This is a genomic window from Geobacillus sp. GHH01, from assembly GCF_000336445.1.
Taxonomy (GTDB): Bacteria; Bacillota; Bacilli; order Bacillales; family Anoxybacillaceae; genus Geobacillus; species Geobacillus zalihae.
In genome coordinates this window covers 3,219,032-3,236,656 of the sequence record NC_020210.1, presented here as the reverse complement: position 1 = coordinate 3,236,656, position 17,625 = coordinate 3,219,032, and the positions used below count along the sequence as shown (strand labels likewise).

The 17,625-nt window shown below is 54.0% G+C and carries 14 protein-coding genes; 12 read left to right on the top strand and 2 right to left on the bottom strand.

All coding sequences use genetic code 11. The features are described 5' to 3' along the window. The first annotated feature begins 53 nt into the window (after window positions 1-53). The 4 genes from GHH_RS16040 to GHH_RS16025 all read left to right on the top strand — a co-directional run bounded on the left by GHH_RS16040 (window position 54) and on the right by GHH_RS16025 (window position 4,928). Entirely contained in the window at window positions 54-2,012 is a 1,959-nt protein-coding gene (locus tag GHH_RS16040; protein WP_015375880.1) for a phosphodiester glycosidase family protein, read from the top strand. Window positions 2,013-2,178: 166 nt separating this feature from the next. Further along, a complete protein-coding gene (locus GHH_RS16035; protein WP_015375879.1) occupies window positions 2,179-2,580 on the top strand; it encodes a hypothetical protein in 402 nt (133 codons plus the stop codon). A gap of 163 nt (window positions 2,581-2,743) precedes the next feature. Next, entirely contained in the window at window positions 2,744-3,484 is a 741-nt protein-coding gene (locus GHH_RS16030; RefSeq protein ID WP_013146466.1) for a hypothetical protein, read from the top strand. Between the two features lie 31 nt (window positions 3,485-3,515). Continuing rightward, window positions 3,516-4,928 carry a S41 family peptidase gene (locus GHH_RS16025; protein WP_013146465.1) on the top strand — a complete coding sequence of 471 codons (1,413 nt, stop codon included), beginning with the start codon at window positions 3,516-3,518 and terminating at the stop codon, window positions 4,926-4,928. Between the two features lie 173 nt (window positions 4,929-5,101). Here GHH_RS16025 and GHH_RS16020 read toward each other — a convergent pair whose 3' ends face one another. Beyond that, on the bottom strand, window positions 5,102-5,995 hold the full coding sequence (locus GHH_RS16020) for an accessory Sec system S-layer assembly protein (protein ID WP_013146464.1): 894 nt from the start codon (window positions 5,993-5,995) through the stop codon (window positions 5,102-5,104). Window positions 5,996-6,033: 38 nt separating this feature from the next. Further along, entirely contained in the window at window positions 6,034-8,427 is a 2,394-nt protein-coding gene (gene secA2 / locus GHH_RS16015; protein WP_015375878.1) for an accessory Sec system translocase SecA2, read from the bottom strand. Window positions 8,428-8,694: 267 nt separating this feature from the next. Between secA2 and GHH_RS16010 the strand changes: the two genes are divergently transcribed. From GHH_RS16010 to wecB, 8 genes are all read left to right on the top strand, one after another. Further along, window positions 8,695-9,777 (top strand): glycosyltransferase family 4 protein, encoded by a 1,083-nt coding sequence (locus GHH_RS16010; RefSeq protein WP_015375877.1) that lies wholly within the window; start codon window positions 8,695-8,697, stop codon window positions 9,775-9,777. Between the two features lie 235 nt (window positions 9,778-10,012). Then, window positions 10,013-11,131, top strand: coding sequence for a DegT/DnrJ/EryC1/StrS aminotransferase family protein (locus GHH_RS16005; protein ID WP_015375876.1), 1,119 nt, complete (start codon window positions 10,013-10,015; stop codon window positions 11,129-11,131). Window positions 11,132-11,249: 118 nt separating this feature from the next. Further along, a complete protein-coding gene (locus GHH_RS16000) occupies window positions 11,250-11,987 on the top strand; it encodes a hypothetical protein (protein WP_015375875.1) in 738 nt (245 codons plus the stop codon). Further along, entirely contained in the window at window positions 11,984-12,997 is a 1,014-nt protein-coding gene (locus tag GHH_RS15995; protein ID WP_015375874.1) for a Gfo/Idh/MocA family protein, read from the top strand. The genes GHH_RS16000 and GHH_RS15995 overlap by 4 nt, the downstream gene beginning before the upstream one ends. Before the next feature lie 15 nt (window positions 12,998-13,012). Further along, window positions 13,013-14,326 carry a nucleotide sugar dehydrogenase gene (locus GHH_RS15990; RefSeq protein WP_015375873.1) on the top strand — a complete coding sequence of 438 codons (1,314 nt, stop codon included), beginning with the start codon at window positions 13,013-13,015 and terminating at the stop codon, window positions 14,324-14,326. Between the two features lie 17 nt (window positions 14,327-14,343). Continuing rightward, window positions 14,344-15,075: an acyltransferase gene (locus tag GHH_RS15985; protein ID WP_013524679.1), complete on the top strand. Its 732-nt coding sequence runs from the start codon at window positions 14,344-14,346 to the stop codon at window positions 15,073-15,075. A 1-nt stretch (window position 15,076) separates the two neighbouring features. Beyond that, window positions 15,077-16,525: a lipopolysaccharide biosynthesis protein gene (locus tag GHH_RS15980; protein WP_015375872.1), complete on the top strand. Its 1,449-nt coding sequence runs from the start codon at window positions 15,077-15,079 to the stop codon at window positions 16,523-16,525. Window positions 16,526-16,557: 32 nt separating this feature from the next. Next, on the top strand, window positions 16,558-17,616 hold the full coding sequence (gene wecB / locus GHH_RS15975; protein ID WP_013146455.1) for a non-hydrolyzing UDP-N-acetylglucosamine 2-epimerase: 1,059 nt from the start codon (window positions 16,558-16,560) through the stop codon (window positions 17,614-17,616). Window positions 17,617-17,625: the final 9 nt, after the last annotated feature.

The window sequence follows — 17,625 nt, the reverse complement described above, 5'->3', positions numbered from 1 at the left end:
GTATAATAGAATCAGTGTCAACAAAATGATAGAAAGAGAGGAAAATAGGACCAGTGGGAAAAGCGAAGAACATCATCCGCATTGGGATCGGGGCGGTGTTGGCCGCATGGACGGCGCTGCAGGCGGCAGAAGCGGATGCCGGAGCGAATGTCGTCTACTGGGAAGGCATGCGCCTCGTGCAGGGGCAGATTGGAAAATTGGAGATCGTGAAACCGATTAACCTATGGAAACGGGAAAACGGGGCGCTGACGTTTGTCCGCGTGTTGCAGCCTGGAGAACAGTACCGGGTGTATTCGTATGACGAGGCGTTTGGCGGCCAATACGGGGTTGGCGGTGGATATTACGTCACCAATATCAAAGGGCATGTCGTGTATAAAACGCCGTCAAAGGAGAAGCTGAAGCTTGTCAATCCTGGGCGGTACGGAGCGAAACAACTGGCGGTCGGCACGGTGGTAAAGGAGGTGTCGACGCGCATCGCCTCCGGGGTGGAAAAAGAGGAAATGGAAATCGTCGGAACGCGCGGCAAGCAGCATGTGTACAAGCTTGACATCGATACGTCGAATGAGAGGCTGGCCATTGAGACGGCGCTGTCCAATGATCAAGTGCTTGGCATTGAACCGGTGCTTGAGCAGGCAAAACGGTACGATGGCCGCGACGGAATCGTACTGGCGGCGGTGAACGGCGATTATTTCAAAGAGGATGGTTCGCCGACCGATTTGATGGTGCACCGGGGAGAGATCGTGATGACGAATACAACGCCAACGGCGGAACGGACGATTTTTGGCATCAGCGCTGATGGAAAGCCGATGATTGGAAACCCAGATGTTCAAATTGGCGTTCGAATTGGAGAAGGAGGCTCATATCCCGTCGATGGCATCAACAAGCCGCGGCGCGCTCATCAGTTGATTTTGTACACCCCGTATTTCGCTGCCTCCACGAAAACGAACGCTCTTGGGACGGAAGTCGTGCTGACGAATGTACAAGGGGTGTTGAACGGGAATGGAACGGTCACCGGAACGGTGAAGAAAGTTGTAGTCGGTCAAGGCAATGAACCGCTCCAACCTGGAGAGCTCGTGCTATCGGGCCACGGCCGGGCGAGCGACTATTTGCGGCAGGCGAAAGAAGGGGATGCGGTGGAAATTTCCCTTCAGTATGACCAGCCCGAATGGAGTGGGGTGAGAGAAGCGCTCGGCGGCCGATACCGGTTGGTGGCGGATGGACAGGCGCAATCGTTTGCGATTGCTGGGGTGCATCCTCGCACAGCCGTCGGCATTGACCGCAACGGCAACGTCATGCTCGTCGTTGTCGATGGCCGCCAGCCTGCTCATAGCCAAGGCATGACGTTGAATGAGCTGGCCAAACTGATGCATGAGCTTGGCGCCGTCGATGCGATGACGCTCGATGGCGGCGGTTCTTCGACCTTTGTCGTCCGCCAGCCAAACGGGCAGCTCAAAGTCGAAAACAAGCCGTCTGATGGATTTGCGCGTCCGGTGGCGAATGCGCTTCTTGTTGTGTACAAAGAGACGCAAGAGAACGGGGAAAGCGAAGAAGTGCTTGATGATTTTGAGAACGAGTTGAAGTGGAATGCATCGGGCGTCAACTATGTGGGGGCTGCGGTCGAGCGGACGACAGAAAAGGTGAGAGAAGGAAAGCAGGCGCTGAAAATTTCATACGATTTCCGCGGGATGCCAGGGACATCCGGCGTCTATGCTAGTCGGGAGAAAGCGATTTGGATTTCGAAACGGCCGCAAGCGATTGGCATGTGGGTGTATGGAGACGGAAGCGGCCATTGGCTGCGCGCCCAGCTGCAGGATGGAAGCGGGCGCCGCATTTGGATCGATTTTGCCCGCCATGTCGATTGGATCGGTTGGAAATATGTCGAAGCCGCTGTGCCCAGCGATGTCGCGCTTCCGCTCATGCTGGAGATGCCGGTGCGTTATATGGAAACGGATATCGGACGGAAAAACGCCGGAGCGATTTACATCGACGGCCTTCGCGCCATCTTCCGCTGATGGGCGCGCCTCCCCTGCTTGCCTAGAAGAGGGAATGAACAAGGGATGTTGCTCACTAATCGAGAAAGTCCTTGCATGCTGTTCTTCTAGGCATTTGCATTTCTCTGAAAAGTATTGTATATATTAGAAAATGGGCGGATAGGCAAACCACAAGGGAGGCAAAAGTTTGACGATGGACGAGCAAACATTGTTGGAGCAGTTGCGGAAAAATCCGCCGAAGCTGGTCGGAGGATATAAAAAACAAGGATGGGCGATCAAAGTGTTGGAGCGAATCGCCAATCCGGATGTGGAAGACGAAGGGGACGGCCGGGTGACGGCCAAAGCGGTGCTGTGGGCGCAAGACGGCACGTATTACCCGGCTTTTTTGACAATTGACCTCAATCAACAAGGAAGAGTCGTCGGCGTCTATTTTATCGCTGAAAACAAGGAGCAGTTCGATTTGATTCCGTTCGAATGGGCGAAAGAGTTTCTTGGCAAGCCAGAGCAGGAAATCGTTCCGTTTCGCTACCGGACGCTGAGCAAAATCGACGGCGACAAGCAGCAAACCCATTGGCCGGACTTTCGTTGATCAAGGCTGGCTCTGACAGTCAAAAAGGTGGCTGAAGAGTCGGCCTTATTTTATGCTTTGAAGGGCTTACGTTCGATTTTTTTCAGAACATATTTTCATTTTGTTTCTTTTCCAGTAAAATTGAAATACATGTTTCCTATTTTTATAGATAGCAGGTGAAAGTGTGAGGAGAAAACGGAGAAAAGCATTTTCCATCATCGGATGGCTGGCGGTGTTTTGGTTGTCGTTTTCGCTGTTGGCTGTTCAGGCGGAAGCGGCCCCGTTCCCAAGTGTGGAGCGGCTTGAACAGCATGCCGCCCAGCTTGAGCGGGCGATGAAAGCGGATCAATGGTCCAAGCCGTACCGTCTCTTCAACCAAGTCAAACGCGATTATGAGGCGGCAAAAAAAGAAGTGGCGCGCGTGCGTCCACAAACGGCAAGGGCGCAGTTGGAAAAACGGATCGCGGCCGGAGAACAGACGATGAAAAAGGCTTCCGCCTATATCAGCGCGGTCGAAAGCGGGGAGCGATTGCGCGCCTTGACGGCCAACGTCGACCGGGCGCTGCGGACGGGGGATGTGGATGTTGTGTACGATTCCTACGGTCCGCTGGAATATCAAATTCGCAAAACAGCGATTCTCATCGGCCGCGTTCCGGGAGCGTCGCTGCGCGAAAAGATGGAAGGATGGTTTCAACGCCCGGCTTTGGCTGTCAAGCTGCGTGCCTATGATCCCATCAATATTATGAAAGCCATGGACAAGCTGCTTGATGCGTATGATGAAGGGGATATCGCGCGGGCGGAGCGGTTGCTGTCGCTTTGCGACCGGTGGCTGCCAAACGTGGTGGATGCGGCGACGCGCAAGCAGCTGGCGGTGTATATCGATGATTTTAAAGCGCCGGTTGTCTTAGATGTCGATATCGAATAAACTGGCGCATGTCGGGAGAGGAGAGACGGATATGAAGGTGATTCAGCGATGGGCGGCGGCTCTTCTATTGCTTGCGGCTTCATTTTCGGTTTGGAGTCCGCCGGCGGAGGCGGCGACGGCTCCGGCGTCAACGAAGGTGCTCGAAGAAGTGCGGGAAATTGTCCGCCAGTATTATGTGGAACCAGTGAGCGATCAAGTGCTGAAGGCGAGCACCCCGCAAGATATTGTCAAACAGCTTGACCCGTATTCTGCCTATATGACAAAGGAAGAATACGAGGAATTTTTGAAGTGGATTGATATGGAGTCTGTCGGCATCGGCGTGATGATTGAGGAAGATGAGGACGGCGTCCACATCATGTCTGTCTTGGACAATGGGCCAGCCGCCCGCGCCGGACTGCAGCCGGGCGATGTGATTCAGGCTGTTGACGGGCAGCCGGTAACGAATGAGACAATGGAAAAAGTATTGAGCTTGATCGCAGGGGAAGAAGGAACGACGGTGGCCGTAACCGTTTGGCGGCCGTCGACCGAGGAAACCGTCAGCGTCACCATCAAGCGGGAAAAAATCGACTGGCCGAACGTGGAGTTCAAACGGCTGGCAGGGAATATCGGCTATATTCAGCTATATAGTTTTGATGAGACAGCGCCTGGTGAGATCGAACGCGCCATTCGCTCGTTAAGCGGGGTGAAAGGGTGGATTTTTGACCTCCGCGACAATCCGGGGGGATATGTGGAAACGGCGCAGCAAATCGCCGGCTTTTTCCCGAATGTGAAACAGGCGTTTCAGTTGCGCGACCGTTCGAATCACCCAGAAGTGTATGCCGCTGTCAAACAGCCGGTGCAAATGGCGGGTCCGATCCGGCTGCTTGTCAACGCGTCGAGCGCGAGCGCGTCGGAAATGTTGGCGGCGGCGGTGAAGGAGCAAAAGGCGGCCGTTTTGTATGGGCAACGGACGTTTGGCAAAGGATCGATGCAGGAAATGTTTGAGCTGTCGGACGGCAGCATGTTGAAGTTGACCGTCGCCCACTTTTTCTCGCCAAAAGGGACGCCGATTCATCACGTTGGGGTGAAGCCGGATGTGCCGACGGTTGTCGGTAAAGAGCTGTATGCCGCTCACCGCGATTTGCTGATTGGCCAGCTGAAAGGGTATCAGTCGCTCGGCAAGCTGCGCAATGCGCCGGTCGATAAGACGTTTGTCGTCCGCTTCTCTCGTCCGCTCGCCAATACCGCGGTAAGCGGAGTAAAATTGTATCAATTAGGTGGACAGGAAGCGGCGGTGACGGCGCAAATCCGCCGGGGGACGGAGCTTTTGATCAAACCGGCAGCGAAGCTGGCCAAAGGGCAGAGCTATTTATTGGTCATTCCGCCGGTGTTAAAAAGCAAAGACGGCGTGGCGATGAAAAAAGGCGCTTACATGGAGATTCAAACCGCTGCTTCTACGAAATAAGGCCCTCCCGTCCAGATGCGTTGGATAGCCGTCTGCTCTTGATGGTGCAAAGTTCGGCTGCTTCGACTAAGGCTCGGCTGACAACGGGAGCGCGGTCGTTTTGAACGGAACGATGCAAAGAAAGCTGGCCTCCATCGGTCGTTTGGCGACCATGGGGGCCAGCTTTTTGCCGATTACGTTTCGCTTGATTGCGTTTCTTGCCTTTCGCTCTGTGCCGGGGAGGATGGGATTGTCACCTTCCAGGACGTCCAATCCGGTTCTGCTTTGTGCAGCAATTCCGGTGGGAAGAGGAACGTCCATGGTTTGCTGGTGTGGGCTTTCACTTCCAGATGGCACGGAAATAATCCGCGGGCGACCATGTCGCCAGCATGATCCCGCACTTCAAGCGGGATTTGTTCAAAATGGATATGTTTGTCGCTGCCGTTGCGAATGAGCAACGTGACGGCTAGTTCACCGGAAGGCAGCTGTTTCGCTTCAATGCCCATGAAGTTCACCTCCCCGGGAGCGGGAGGCGGAACCGAGTCAACGAGGGCTTGCAGCTGTTGGTGCTGCTTGGCCGACAGCGCCTGCTCCCAGCTTTCCTCTAGGTCGAGCCGATGCCGCGGTGTCAGTTCAAAGGCGATCTTCCATCCATCTTGAGGCAACTGATCGACGAGCTTGTCCTCGGCGGCGAACAAAAACCGCCACGGGCGGGCCGTCATCGGCGGCAGCTCGCCGAAAGCGCTCATATCAAACTCTTTGCGGGCGATCGCCGTGCCATCCTCGTCAAGCAGCAACAGGCGGATTCGTTCAAAGCGAACCGGCTTCGGCAGCGTGTTGCGCAAAATGGCGACAGCGACAAACCCATCGTTGTATTCGACCAGCTTGACGCCGGAAATGGAAATTTGGTTTGGCTGAAGCGGCGGCAGCTGTTCGTGGTAAAAGCGATAGACGTACGTTTCCTCTGGAGACAGCTGCCAGTCCGGATGAAACGACAGCGTCGTTTTCGTTCCGCCCTCCGGCTGTTCGACATGCTGCGCCGGCAGCTCGGCCTCCGGTTGTGTGCGTTGTTTTCGTCGGAAAATCATAGGGAACCTCCTTTACGAGGCGGCGTGCTGCGCCGCGGTTATGGTTCGTTCGCGGCGACGGCCGCTTCGTCATCGATGACAAACTGGCTTTTCAAATAGTTCATGGCTGTGGTGCAAATGCCGGCGTCGATCGCTTGCTGCAGCGCGACGAATTCGCGGTAGGCGTCCATTTCAAAGGCACGGTACGGATCCTCTTGGCCGTAGCTGCGCAAATGAATCCCCTCTTTCAATACATTCAGTTGATTTAAGTGGCGAATCCAGTGGGCGTCGATGGTTTCGACCATCAAATGCTTAAGCCGCATCGTTTGTTCTTCGTCGCACGGAAGATCGGCGAGCGCCGCTTCAAGCGATTTGTATTCGTCCCAAACAAGTTGGGCGATTTCTTCTTTTTGCTTATGGCGAAGATCCTCAATCGGATAGGCAAATTGGAAAAAGGCACGGCGCAGCTCGTTGTGCAGTCCTTCGATGTCCCACTCTTCAAACAAAACGTCTTCCGGACAATAACGGTCGATCGTTTGCGTGATATAACGCTGAATGTGCCGAAGGAGCTCGGACAGCACCTCTGCTTGCTTCAGCGCCAAGACGCGATCGCGCATATAGTAGATGACTTTGCTTTGTTGGTCAATCACAGTGTCCAGTTTCAATAAATGCAAACGCGCTGAATAATGGGCGTTTTCAATCGTTGTTTGTACTTTCTGGACGAACTTGATCGGGTCGGGCGACACGATGAGCCCGGTTTCATCCGTCTTGACTTTGCTTCGCCATTTTTCCAGCTCCTCTTGATCGTACAGCCGAAATAAATCATCCTCCAGCGAAATGATAAACTGGGAAGACCCCGGATCTCCTTGGCGTCCTGCCCGGCCGCGCAGCTGCATATCAATGCGATGGCTTTCATGCCGCTCTGTGCCGATGATGTGCAGCCCGCCAAGTTCCTTGACGCCTTCTCCAAGCAAAATGTCGGTCCCGCGCCCGGCCATATTGGTCGCGATCATCACTTGCCCTTTTTGCCCGGCGGTGGCGATGATGCGCGCTTCTTCTTCCTCCGTTTTGGCATTGAGCAGGTGGTGAGGGATGCCTGCTTTCGAAAACGCCGCTGACAACCGTTCCGACTGTGCGACCGATGTCGTGCCGATGAGAACGGGACGGCCGATGGCATTCATTTTTTTCACTTCGTCGATAATTTTCCGTACTTTCGCCTCGTACGTCTGGTAGACGAGGTCGTCCCAGTCGGTGCGGCGGGATGGCCGGTTTGTCGGAATCGTAATAACGCGCAGCCGGTACGTTTGCCAAAATTCTTCTTTCGACGGCGTAGCGCTGCCGGTCATCCCGGCTAGCTTCTCATACATGCGAAAATAGTTTTGGATCGTAATCGTGGCTTGGATGTCGTTTTCTTCGGTGATTTCCACACCTTCTTTCGCTTCAATGGCTTGATGCAGGCCGTCGCTGAACGAGCGCCCTTCCATCACCCGGCCGGTGAACGGGTCAACGATCATCACTTTGCCGTTTTTGACGATGTAATCGACATCCCGCCGCATGATAAACCAAGCGCGCAGCGACTGCATCGCATGATGGAGCAGCACGTGATGCTCCCAGTCGTATAGGTTATCGATGCCAAACGCCCGCTCGATTTTTTGCGCCCCTTCTTCGGTGAGGAAAATTTGTTTCGTCTCCGGAGACCGTTCATACTCTTTTCCTTCTTCGAAGGTGCGGACGATGCGTGCCATAATCGGGAACAATTCGGCTCCGATTCCCGATTTATTGGCGATGATGAGCGGGGTGCGCGCTTCGTCGATTAAAATGCTGTCGATTTCATCGATGATGGCGTAATACAGCGGGCGCTGCACTTTATCTTCGAGGCGGTACACCATGTTGTCGCGCAAATAATCAAAGCCGAACTCGGTGCCGGTGCCGTACGTGATGTCGGCCGCGTACGCTTCTTTTTTCTCGCTGGCCGTCATTTGCGACACATTCAGGCCGACGGTTAAGCCGAGAAAGCGGAACACACGGCCCATTTGTTCGCAGTCCCGGCGCGCCAAATATTCGTTGGCCGTAATAATGTGGACGCCTTTTCCAAGGAGGGCGTGCAAGTAGCTTGGCAAAGTGGCCGCCAACGTCTTTCCTTCCCCGGTCTGCATTTCGGCGATGTTTCCTTCATGCATCGCCAATCCGCCCATCAGTTGCACGTCGTAATGGCGCAGACCGAGCACGCGCCGCGCCGCCTCCCGGACGACGGCAAACGCCTCGGTTTTTATGTCATCGAGCGTCTCGCCGCGTTCGAGCCGTTCTTTGAAGACAACCGTTTTTTGGCGCAGTTGTTCATCGCTCAGCGAAGAAATGGTTGGTTCCCATTCATTGATTTGCGCCGCCAGCTTGGCAAGACGCTGCACTTCTCGCGCGCTTTCGTCAAATAGTTGCTTTACTTTTGCAAACATATGTCCATTCCTCTCCTAGACAGGCATGATTCACACCAAGTGCTCTAAAACCTAATTATAGCACAAGATGTTTCCTGTGGAGGGAGGATGTAAAATGTGGAATCGTTCGCCGGATTGGCGCTCGAGCTTCTCGCGGCAAGGGAAAAAGAAATTTTCCATCCTTGGGGACAAAAAAGGGGTGTAAAAAAAGATTGATTTACTCATCGTATATGGTAACATAAAGATGATGTGTGTTTCCGCGATTTTATAAGGCCAAGGTGATTGCACATGAATATGGAAGCATTTTCCGCATGTTTGGCTTCGTTTATTACAGTATTGGTCATCACCCCGTTCGTGATCAAGCTCGCCATCAAAATTGGGGCGGTCGATCGGCCGAACGGAAGAAAAGTGCATACAAAAGTCATGCCAAGGCTTGGCGGATTGGCCATTTTTATCGGTGTCGCCGTCGGCTATTTTGTCGGCGGGGTGTATAAAGAGCAAGTGACGGGGATGACGGTCGGCGCCATCATCATCGTGCTCGTCGGGATGCTCGACGATTTGTACGAGCTGTCGCCAAAAGTGAAGCTGGCCGGCCAGCTGCTGGCGGCGTTCGTCGTTGTCGCTTCCGGGCTGAAGGTCGATCTTTTGACTGTCCCGTTTGTCGGCACGTTTGAGTTGGGGCTGTGGAGCTACCCGATCACCATATTTTGGATTATCGCGATTACGAACGCCATCAACTTGATCGACGGGTTGGACGGATTGTCCGCAGGCATTTCCGCCATTGGAATTGCGGCCATTGCCGTCATGGCGGGCATGGCGGGCAAAATGCTCATTTTCACGCTCTGCTTGATCATCTTGGGCAGCGTCATCGCTTTCTTGTTTTACAACTTCCACCCGGCGAAAATTTTCATGGGGGATACCGGCGCGTTGTTTTTAGGTTATGCCATTTCCGTCCTGTCGGTGCTAGGGCTTTACAAAAGCGTGACGCTCTTCAGCTTCGTTGTTCCGGTGATCATTTTGGGTGTGCCGATTTTCGATACGACATTTGCCATTATTCGCCGCATTGTGAATAAAAAGCCGATCTCGGCGCCGGATAAGTCGCATCTTCATCATCGGTTGCTGGCCCTTGGCTTTTCGCATCGCAACACGGTGCTGCTCATTTATGCGTTTGGCTTGATGTTTGCCATCAGCGCGATTTTGTTCTCCGCCTCGACGTTATGGCAGTCCATTCTCATTGTCTTTGCCTTGATCGTCTTCGGGGAACTGCTTGCTGAACTGATCGGCTTGGTCAATGATCAGTACAAGCCGTTTATGACCTTTATTCGCAAGCTGCTTCGGGGAAGCCGAAAAGTATACGGAAATGACCGATAAATAGCAAATGGGCCGTTTGTGTCATGAAAGGGACAAACGGCTTTTTTCAGGAATGGCCCGTCTTTGGAAAATTATACCCTTCTTTTTCGTTGTTTATGCAGCTTCTGCCGTTCCTTCGCTGATTTTTTTTGCGGCAAGGCCAAGATTGCCACAAAACTGTCATTATATATTGACGCAAATGTGATAAACTAAACATGTTTATTCTACATATTTTTTGGATTTGGAGGAACTTGCGATGAACGTGCCAATGTTGGATTTAAGCGAACAGTATGAACAATTGAAGCCGGAGATCATGCGCGTATTGGATGAAGTGATGCGCTCCTCCCGCTTTATTTTAGGGGATTATGTCAAAAAGCTAGAAGCAGATATTGCCGCCTACAGCCGGGCTAGACATGGGATCGGCTGCGGCAACGGAAGCGATGCGATACATATTGCTTTGCAAGCGGCCGGCGTCGGGCCGGGCGATGAAGTCATCACGACGGCGTTCACCTTTTTCGCGACGGCAGGATCGATTGCGCGGGCCGGCGCCAAACCGGTGTTTGTCGATATCGATCCGGTGACGTTCAACATCGATCCAGCGAAAATTGAAGCGGCGGTGACGGAGAAGACGAAAGCCATCATCCCGGTGCATTTGTACGGGCAAATGGCGGATATGGAGGCGATCGCCGCGATTGCCAACCGGCATGGATTGGTTGTCATCGAGGACGCCGCCCAGGCGATCGGCGCGAAATACAACGGGAAATGCGTCGGCGAGCTTGGGACGGCGGCGACGTACAGCTTCTTCCCGACGAAAAACTTGGGCGCCTACGGGGATGGCGGCATGATCATTACGAATGATGACGAACTGGCCGAAAAATGCCGGGTCATCCGCGTTCATGGCAGCAAGCCGAAATATTACCATCATGTACTTGGCTACAACAGCCGCCTCGATGAGATGCAAGCGGCGATTTTAAGCGTCAAATTCCCGCATCTGGATCGGTGGACGGAACAGCGGCGCAAGCATGCGGCGACGTATACGCGCCTGCTCGAGGAGGCGGTCGGCGACCTTGTTGTGACGCCGAAAGAAGTCGACGGGCGCTATCATGTGTTCCATCAATACACGATTCGAGCGCCGAAGCGCGACGAGCTGCAAGCGTTTTTGAAAGAACAGGGGATCGCGACGATGGTGTACTATCCGCTGCCGCTGCATTTGCAGCCGGTGTTTGCTTCGCTCGGGTATAAGGAAGGGCAGCTGCCGGAGGCGGAAAAAGCGGCGAAAGAAGCGCTGTCGCTGCCGATGTTCCCAGAGCTGAAAGAGGAGCAGCAACAGTACGTCGTCGAGAAAATCGCAGAGTTTTACCGTCATTTCGCTTGATCGTCCAACCGGCCAAAGGAAACGTCACTTGCGCACAGCAATGGCGTTTTCTTTGGCGTTGGATCATTTGTTTTGTTCACAACACTTTGTTATTTTATGATAAGGGATGGTGGCCGGATTGACGGCGGAAAAACGACCGTTTGTGCTATACGAATATTTGCGCTTTTTTTGGCAGCGAAAATGGTGGTTTCTTGTCGTTCCGCTTGCGACGATCGTGTTGACCGTCATCGCAGGGCGGCTTTTGCTGCAGGGGGAGAAGTATACGGGGAAAGCTGTCGTGTTTACCGGATCGATTGATGTAAAAGAGTTGACGGATCCGAAAAATATAGAAGCGAAGTTTCCTGAGGTGAAAAACTTGGATGTCGTCGTTCCTGAAGAACAGTACGTGCAAATCACGGTCAAAGGCGACGATGAACAAGACGTGAGTCGAGAATTGAAGCTTGTTGTGTCGGAATACAGCCAGGGGCTCAAGCGCCATTCGCAAGAGCGGATTGATGTCACCACGAAATACTTGCATGCGCTGGAAGAACGGGAGCGCGCCTTGCAGCAAAAAGTCGATTATTATAGCGAACAAATACAGTCGGGCCGCTTGAATCCGGAACAGCTCCATGACATCAGCGACTTGTTGGTTGAGTCGGAAAACAACTTGACTGAAGTGATGGAGCGTGTCAATCGCATCCGCGGCAATCTTGTCTTTTACGAAAAACCGGCCGTATTGTCGGAAACGGTGGCGAAATCGAAAACGTATACGGGGCAGCTGATGGCCGTCGGCCTTGTCCTCGGCCTGTTTTTGACGGTCGTTTGGCTCGTGCTTTGGAAGTATATATTGGACGCGAGGAGGTACTATTCTTCATGATCCGTTTTGCCATTGTCGGCATGGGGCATATCGCCAAAAAACATATCGATGCCATTGAAAAGGCGGACGGCGCCGAGCTGGCGGCCGTGTGCGACACGAATCCGGAACGTTTGCGCGACGTGTCGGATGTTCCTGTTTACACTGATATGGAGACGATGTTGAAGGAGAACGAACAGATCGATGTCGTCAACATTTGCGTTCCGTCTGGATTGCACGCGCGGCTGGCCAAGCTGGCGGCCCGCTATCGCCGTCATATCATTGTGGAAAAACCGATGGCGCTCCGTGTGAGCGACGCCGAAGAGATGATCCGCGCGGCGAAAGAAAGCGGCGTGAAGCTCGCGGTCGTTCATCCGAACCGCTTCCGTCCAGCGATTCGGAAGCTGAAAGAGGCGATGGAGCGCGGGATGTTCGGAAAACTGAGCCATGCGAACGCCACGGTGCGCTGGAATCGAAATCAAGCCTATTATGATCAGGCGGCGTGGCGGGGGACGAAAGAGTTTGACGGCGGCGTCTTGATGAATCAAGCCATTCACAATTTGGATTTGCTGCTTTGGCTGATGGGGCCGGTCAAGGCGGTGCAAGCGATGGCGGCGACAAGGCTGCGCAAGATTGAGACGGAAGACGTCGCGGCGGCGGTCGTCGAGTTTGAAAGCGGGGCGCTTGGCGTCATTGAGGCAGCGACGACGATTTATCCGCAAAACTTGGAGGAATCGATCGCCATTTTCGGTGAAACGGCATCGGTGAAAATCGGCGGCCGGACGGCCAACTTTATCGAAACGTGGGAAGCGGAAGGCGTCAGCGAGGAAGAACGGGCAAAGCTCATCGATGAGATCAACGCCGACCCGTTTGGCAAGCCGGGGCACCAATGGATCATTGAAGATATGGTGCAAGCGATTCGCGAAGACCGCGAGCCGATCGTCACGGGTTTGGACGGATTGGCTCCTGTTCGGCTGATCGAAGCGATTTTGCGTTCGGCGGAAACGGGGACAAGAGTGCAACTATCTGAGTAGAAAGGAATGAGAGGAATGAACTACGCGGAACGGCTGTTGCAAAAATTTGAGAAACGCGACGCGGTCATCGGCGTGGTCGGGCTTGGCTACGTCGGGTTGCCGCTGGCAGTCGAAAAAGCAAAAGCAGGGTTTCATGTCATTGGCTTTGACATCCAACAAAGCCGCGTCGATCAAGTGAACAATGGGATCAACTACATCGGCGATGTCGTCGATGAAGATTTGCATGAGATGGTCAAACAAGGGCGGCTTGTGGCGACGACCGATTACGCCCGGATCGCGGAAGTCGATGCCGTGGCGATCGCGGTGCCGACCCCGCTCGATGAGCATCATCAGCCGGATACGTCCTACGTCGAAAACTCGGCGAAGGAAATCGCTAAATACGCCCATGAAGGGATGCTTGTCGTGTTGGAATCGACCACCTATCCAGGTACGACGGAAGAAATCGTGAAACCGGCGCTGGAGAAAAAAGGGCTCGTCGTCGGGGAGACGGTGTTCGTCGCCTATTCGCCGGAGCGGGTTGACCCGGGCAACAAGCAGTTTAAGACGAAAAATACACCGAAAGTCGTCGGCGGCGTGACAAAGACGTGCACGAAAGTGGCAGCGGCGATGTATCGCGCCGTGCTTGAAGGCGATGTGCACGAAGTGTCGAGTCCGGCGGTGGCGGAAATGGAGAAAATTTTTGAAAACACGTTTCGCCATATCAACATTGCGTTAGCGAACGAAATGGCCATTTTGTGCGAACGGATGGGCATTGATGTCTGGGAAGTCATCGATGCAGCGAAAACGAAGCCGTACGGATTTATGGCGTTTTATCCGGGGCCGGGGCTTGGCGGCCATTGCATTCCAATCGACCCGTTTTATTTGACATGGAAGGCGCGCGAATACAACTACCATACGCGCTTGATCGAGCTGGCCGGAGAAATCAACAACGCCATGCCGGAATATGTCGTCAACCGCGCGATGCTCATTTTGAACGAAGAAGGGAAGGCGCTGCGCGGTTCGAAAGTGACGGTGCTCGGCGTCGCCTACAAAAAAGACATTGATGATGTGCGCGAATCGCCAGTGTTGAAAATCGTCGAGCTGCTCGAGCAATACGGAGCGGAATTTGCGGTCGTCGACCCGTATGTTCCGTCGTTCCGGGCGTGCAACCGGGTGATTGAGACGGTCGAGCTGACGCCGGAACTGCTTGCACAGTCAGATCTTGTCTTGATTACGACGGACCATTCCAACATCGACTATGAAATGGTCGCTCGTCACAGCCGGGTCGTGTTTGACACACGCAACGCCATGAAAGATGTGTCGAAACCGGCCAAATACGTCAAATTGTAAGCGAAGGAGACGAAACCATGAACGTTGTCGATCCCTCTGTTGTTTGCGGTGAACGTGTCGAAATCGGCCATTTCACGGTCATCGAGGCGAATGTCAAAATCGGAAACGACGTTAAAATCGGACATCGCGTCACGATTCACGAAGGAACCGTCATCGGCGACGGCGTGACGATCGCCGACGGAGCGGTGCTCGGCAAACCGCCGAAGCCGGCGAAAACGAGCACCGTCAAGCTGTCGGGCGAGCTGCCGCCGCTTGTCATCGGCGACCATTGCACGATCGGCGCCAACGCTGTCATCTATCGAGGAGCAGTGATCGGCGCCTACACATTGATCGCTGATTTGGCGAGCGTGCGCGAAAACGTGCACATCGGCCAATATGTGATCGTCGGGCGCGGGGTGTGCGTCGAAAACCACGTCCAAATCGGCGATCGGACGAAAATCCAGTCGAACTCCTACATCACGGCCTACACAACGCTCGAAGACCATGTGTTCATTGCTCCGTGCGTCACGACGACCAATGACAACTACATGGGGCGGACGGAAGAACGGTTCGCCAAAATCAAAGGGGCGACCGTCAAGCGCGGGGCGCGCGTTGGAGGCGGAGCGATTTTGCTGCCGGGCGTGACGGTGGCGGAAGAGACGTTTGTCGCCGCTGGGGCGCTTGTGACGAAAGATACGGAACCGAGGACGGTCGTGAAAGGATTCCCGGCGCGCTTCAGCAAAATGGTCGACGAGCGGGAGTTGTTATAAATTGTTCTCGGCATTCAAGCGTTTAGGAGCGGACTCGCTCCTTTACGCGTTTATGAACGTCGGCACGAAGCTGATTGCCTTTTTGATGCTGCCGATTTATACAAGCTATTTGTCCAAGGCGCAGTACGGGGCGGTCTACTTGATCGACCAATGGACGTCGATGCTGACGTTTCTCGTCATTTTCGGTACAGATTCGGCGCTCTCTTTTTACTATTACGACACGGACGACAAAGAGAAGCGCCTTTTGTATGTGCGTAACGTCATGTACTTCCGGCTGTTTGTCGTCGCCATCTTATTTTTGGCTGTCGTTTTGGCCGGTCCGTGGATCGCAGGCGCGCTGTTTCAAGAGCCTCGCTATGTCGATTTGCTGTACATCAGTATCGCGACGTTGCTGCTCGATACGATTTTCGTCATGGCGACGACGGTGCTGCGGTTTGAATTTCAGACGAAAAAAGTCGTGATTTGGACGCTCGTGAAAATGCTGCTTGTCGCTGTGCTGTCGTATGCGGCGCTCCGGTGGTTCGCGGCGACGCCGGAAGGGCTGCTCATCGGCCGGCTCGTGAGCAGCGCGCTCGTGTTTTTGTTGATGTTGCATTTGACCGTCAAGTATATGGTGTGGCGCGTGCGCTTTGACGTGTTAAAGGAGCTGCTTGCCTACGCCGCCCCGCTCGTGCCGACTTCGCTCGCCTTTTGGGTGATCGCCAACGTCAGCACGTTTTTCATCCAACGGTTTGCGTCGTTGGAGGAAGTCGGGGTGTTTGGGGTTGCCTTGCGTCTCGCGACCGTGATCACGCTCATCACGAGCGGCGTGCAGATGGCGTGGCGTCCGTATTCGATGTCGATGAAAGACCGGCCGGAAAGCCGTGCGTTGTTTGCGAAAGTGTATATGGCGCTTTTGCTCATTGGAGCGTTTGGGCTGCTTTTGATCGCCACGGCGAGCCCGTGGCTTGTGGGAACCTTTTTCAAACCGGAATATCGCGATGCAGCGTCCTATATTCCGTTTTTATCGGCCGTCACGTTTTTGAACTTTTATTATCTGATTGTTTCCACCGGCTTGTTTTTGACAAAGGAAACCGGCTATATTTCACGGGTGTTCACGCTAGCGGCGCTTCTTCATCTTGCGTTGAACGCCGTGTTGGTGCCGCTTTGGCTCAGCTGGGGGGCGATCGCGGCCAGCCTCATGACGTATATGGTCGCCGTGGCTTTCATTTTTCGCAAAAGCCAGCAAGTGTATCCTGTGCCAGTGTCATGGAAAAAGATGGCTTTGGTTTTGGTCGGCACATTGCTCGCCCTCATCGTCATCGTCTACGTTCAGCAGGCGCCGCTTGCTGACGGCTGGGTGCTCGCTGGTTGGGGCTTGTTTGCCGCCACGCTCTTTGCCAGCCGGGTTGATCGTGATTTGCGCCGTCCGGTGCGCACGATCGAGGGCGAAAATGCGCAAAATACTTGATAACCGCTCATCTGATCTAGGAGGTGTTTCGGATGAAAATCGCCACCGTGTTAGGCGCCAGACCGCAGTTTATCAAGGCTGCCCCCGTCTCGCGCGTCTTGCGAAAACAATATACCGAAGTGCTGATCCATACCGGGCAGCACTATGACCCGAATATGTCGGCCATTTTTTTTGAGGAGTTGAACATTCCGACGCCTGACTACTATCTTGGGGTGGGTTCAGGCAGCCATGGAAAGCAAACGGGCGAAATGCTGATGAAAATTGAAGAAATTGTCATGCAGGAAAAACCGGATTATGTGCTCGTCTATGGCGATACGAACTCGACGCTCGCGGGCGCTCTTGTCGCAGCGAAGCTCCATATTCCCGTCATCCACGTCGAAGCCGGACTGCGCAGCTTCAACAAGCAGATGCCGGAAGAAATCAACCGCATCATGACCGATCATGTCTCCGAGCTCTTATTTTGTCCAACGGAGACGGCCGTGGAAAATTTACGAAAAGAAAATATTACGCGAAACGTCTGGAATGTCGGCGACGTCATGTATGACGCCATTTTGTACAACAAGGAGCTCGCACAGCGCCAATCGACGATTTTGGCTGATTTGTCGCTGGCGGAACAATCCTACTACTTGATCACCATTCACCGAGCGGAAAATACCGATGACCCCGACAAATTGAAAGCCATTTTGGCTGCTTTTCGGGATATTGACGGAACGAAAGTGTGGCCGATTCATCCCCGGACGCGGCATAAGCTTGAAGAGTACGGCTTGGACGCTTCGGCGATTCCAGGGCTTCGGCTGATCGATCCGGTCGGTTATTTGGACATGCTTCGGTTAGAGAGCGGCGCGAAAAAAATCATCACTGATTCAGGAGGCGTGCAAAAGGAGGCGTATTTCTTGCGCGTGCCTTGCGTGACGGTGCGCGAACAAACCGAATGGGTGGAAACGCTCGAAGGCGGGGCGAACATCTTAACCGGCACGGACCGCGAGAAGATCGTCGCGGCGGTTCACAAGGAAGTCGCCCCTGTTTATGTGGACGTCTTTGGCGATGGGCATGCGGCGGAGAAAATCGTGGCGGCGATCGGACAGCGATAAGGGTGCGTC

Excerpts from the sequence above, each read along its gene's own strand:
- GHH_RS16025 (WP_013146465.1), top strand. The coding sequence starts at position 3,516 with ATGAAGGTGATTCAGCGATGGGCGGCGGCTCTTCTATTGCTTGCGGCT.
- GHH_RS16020 (WP_013146464.1), bottom strand. The coding sequence starts at position 5,995 with ATGATTTTCCGACGAAAACAACGCACACAACCGGAGGCCGAGCTGCCG.
- secA2 (WP_015375878.1), bottom strand. The coding sequence starts at position 8,427 with ATGTTTGCAAAAGTAAAGCAACTATTTGACGAAAGCGCGCGAGAAGTG.
- GHH_RS16010 (WP_015375877.1), top strand. The coding sequence starts at position 8,695 with ATGAATATGGAAGCATTTTCCGCATGTTTGGCTTCGTTTATTACAGTA.
- GHH_RS16005 (WP_015375876.1), top strand. The coding sequence starts at position 10,013 with ATGAACGTGCCAATGTTGGATTTAAGCGAACAGTATGAACAATTGAAG.
- GHH_RS15995 (WP_015375874.1), top strand. The coding sequence starts at position 11,984 with ATGATCCGTTTTGCCATTGTCGGCATGGGGCATATCGCCAAAAAACAT.
- GHH_RS15990 (WP_015375873.1), top strand. The coding sequence starts at position 13,013 with ATGAACTACGCGGAACGGCTGTTGCAAAAATTTGAGAAACGCGACGCG.
- GHH_RS15985 (WP_013524679.1), top strand. The coding sequence starts at position 14,344 with ATGAACGTTGTCGATCCCTCTGTTGTTTGCGGTGAACGTGTCGAAATC.
- wecB (WP_013146455.1), top strand. The coding sequence starts at position 16,558 with ATGAAAATCGCCACCGTGTTAGGCGCCAGACCGCAGTTTATCAAGGCT.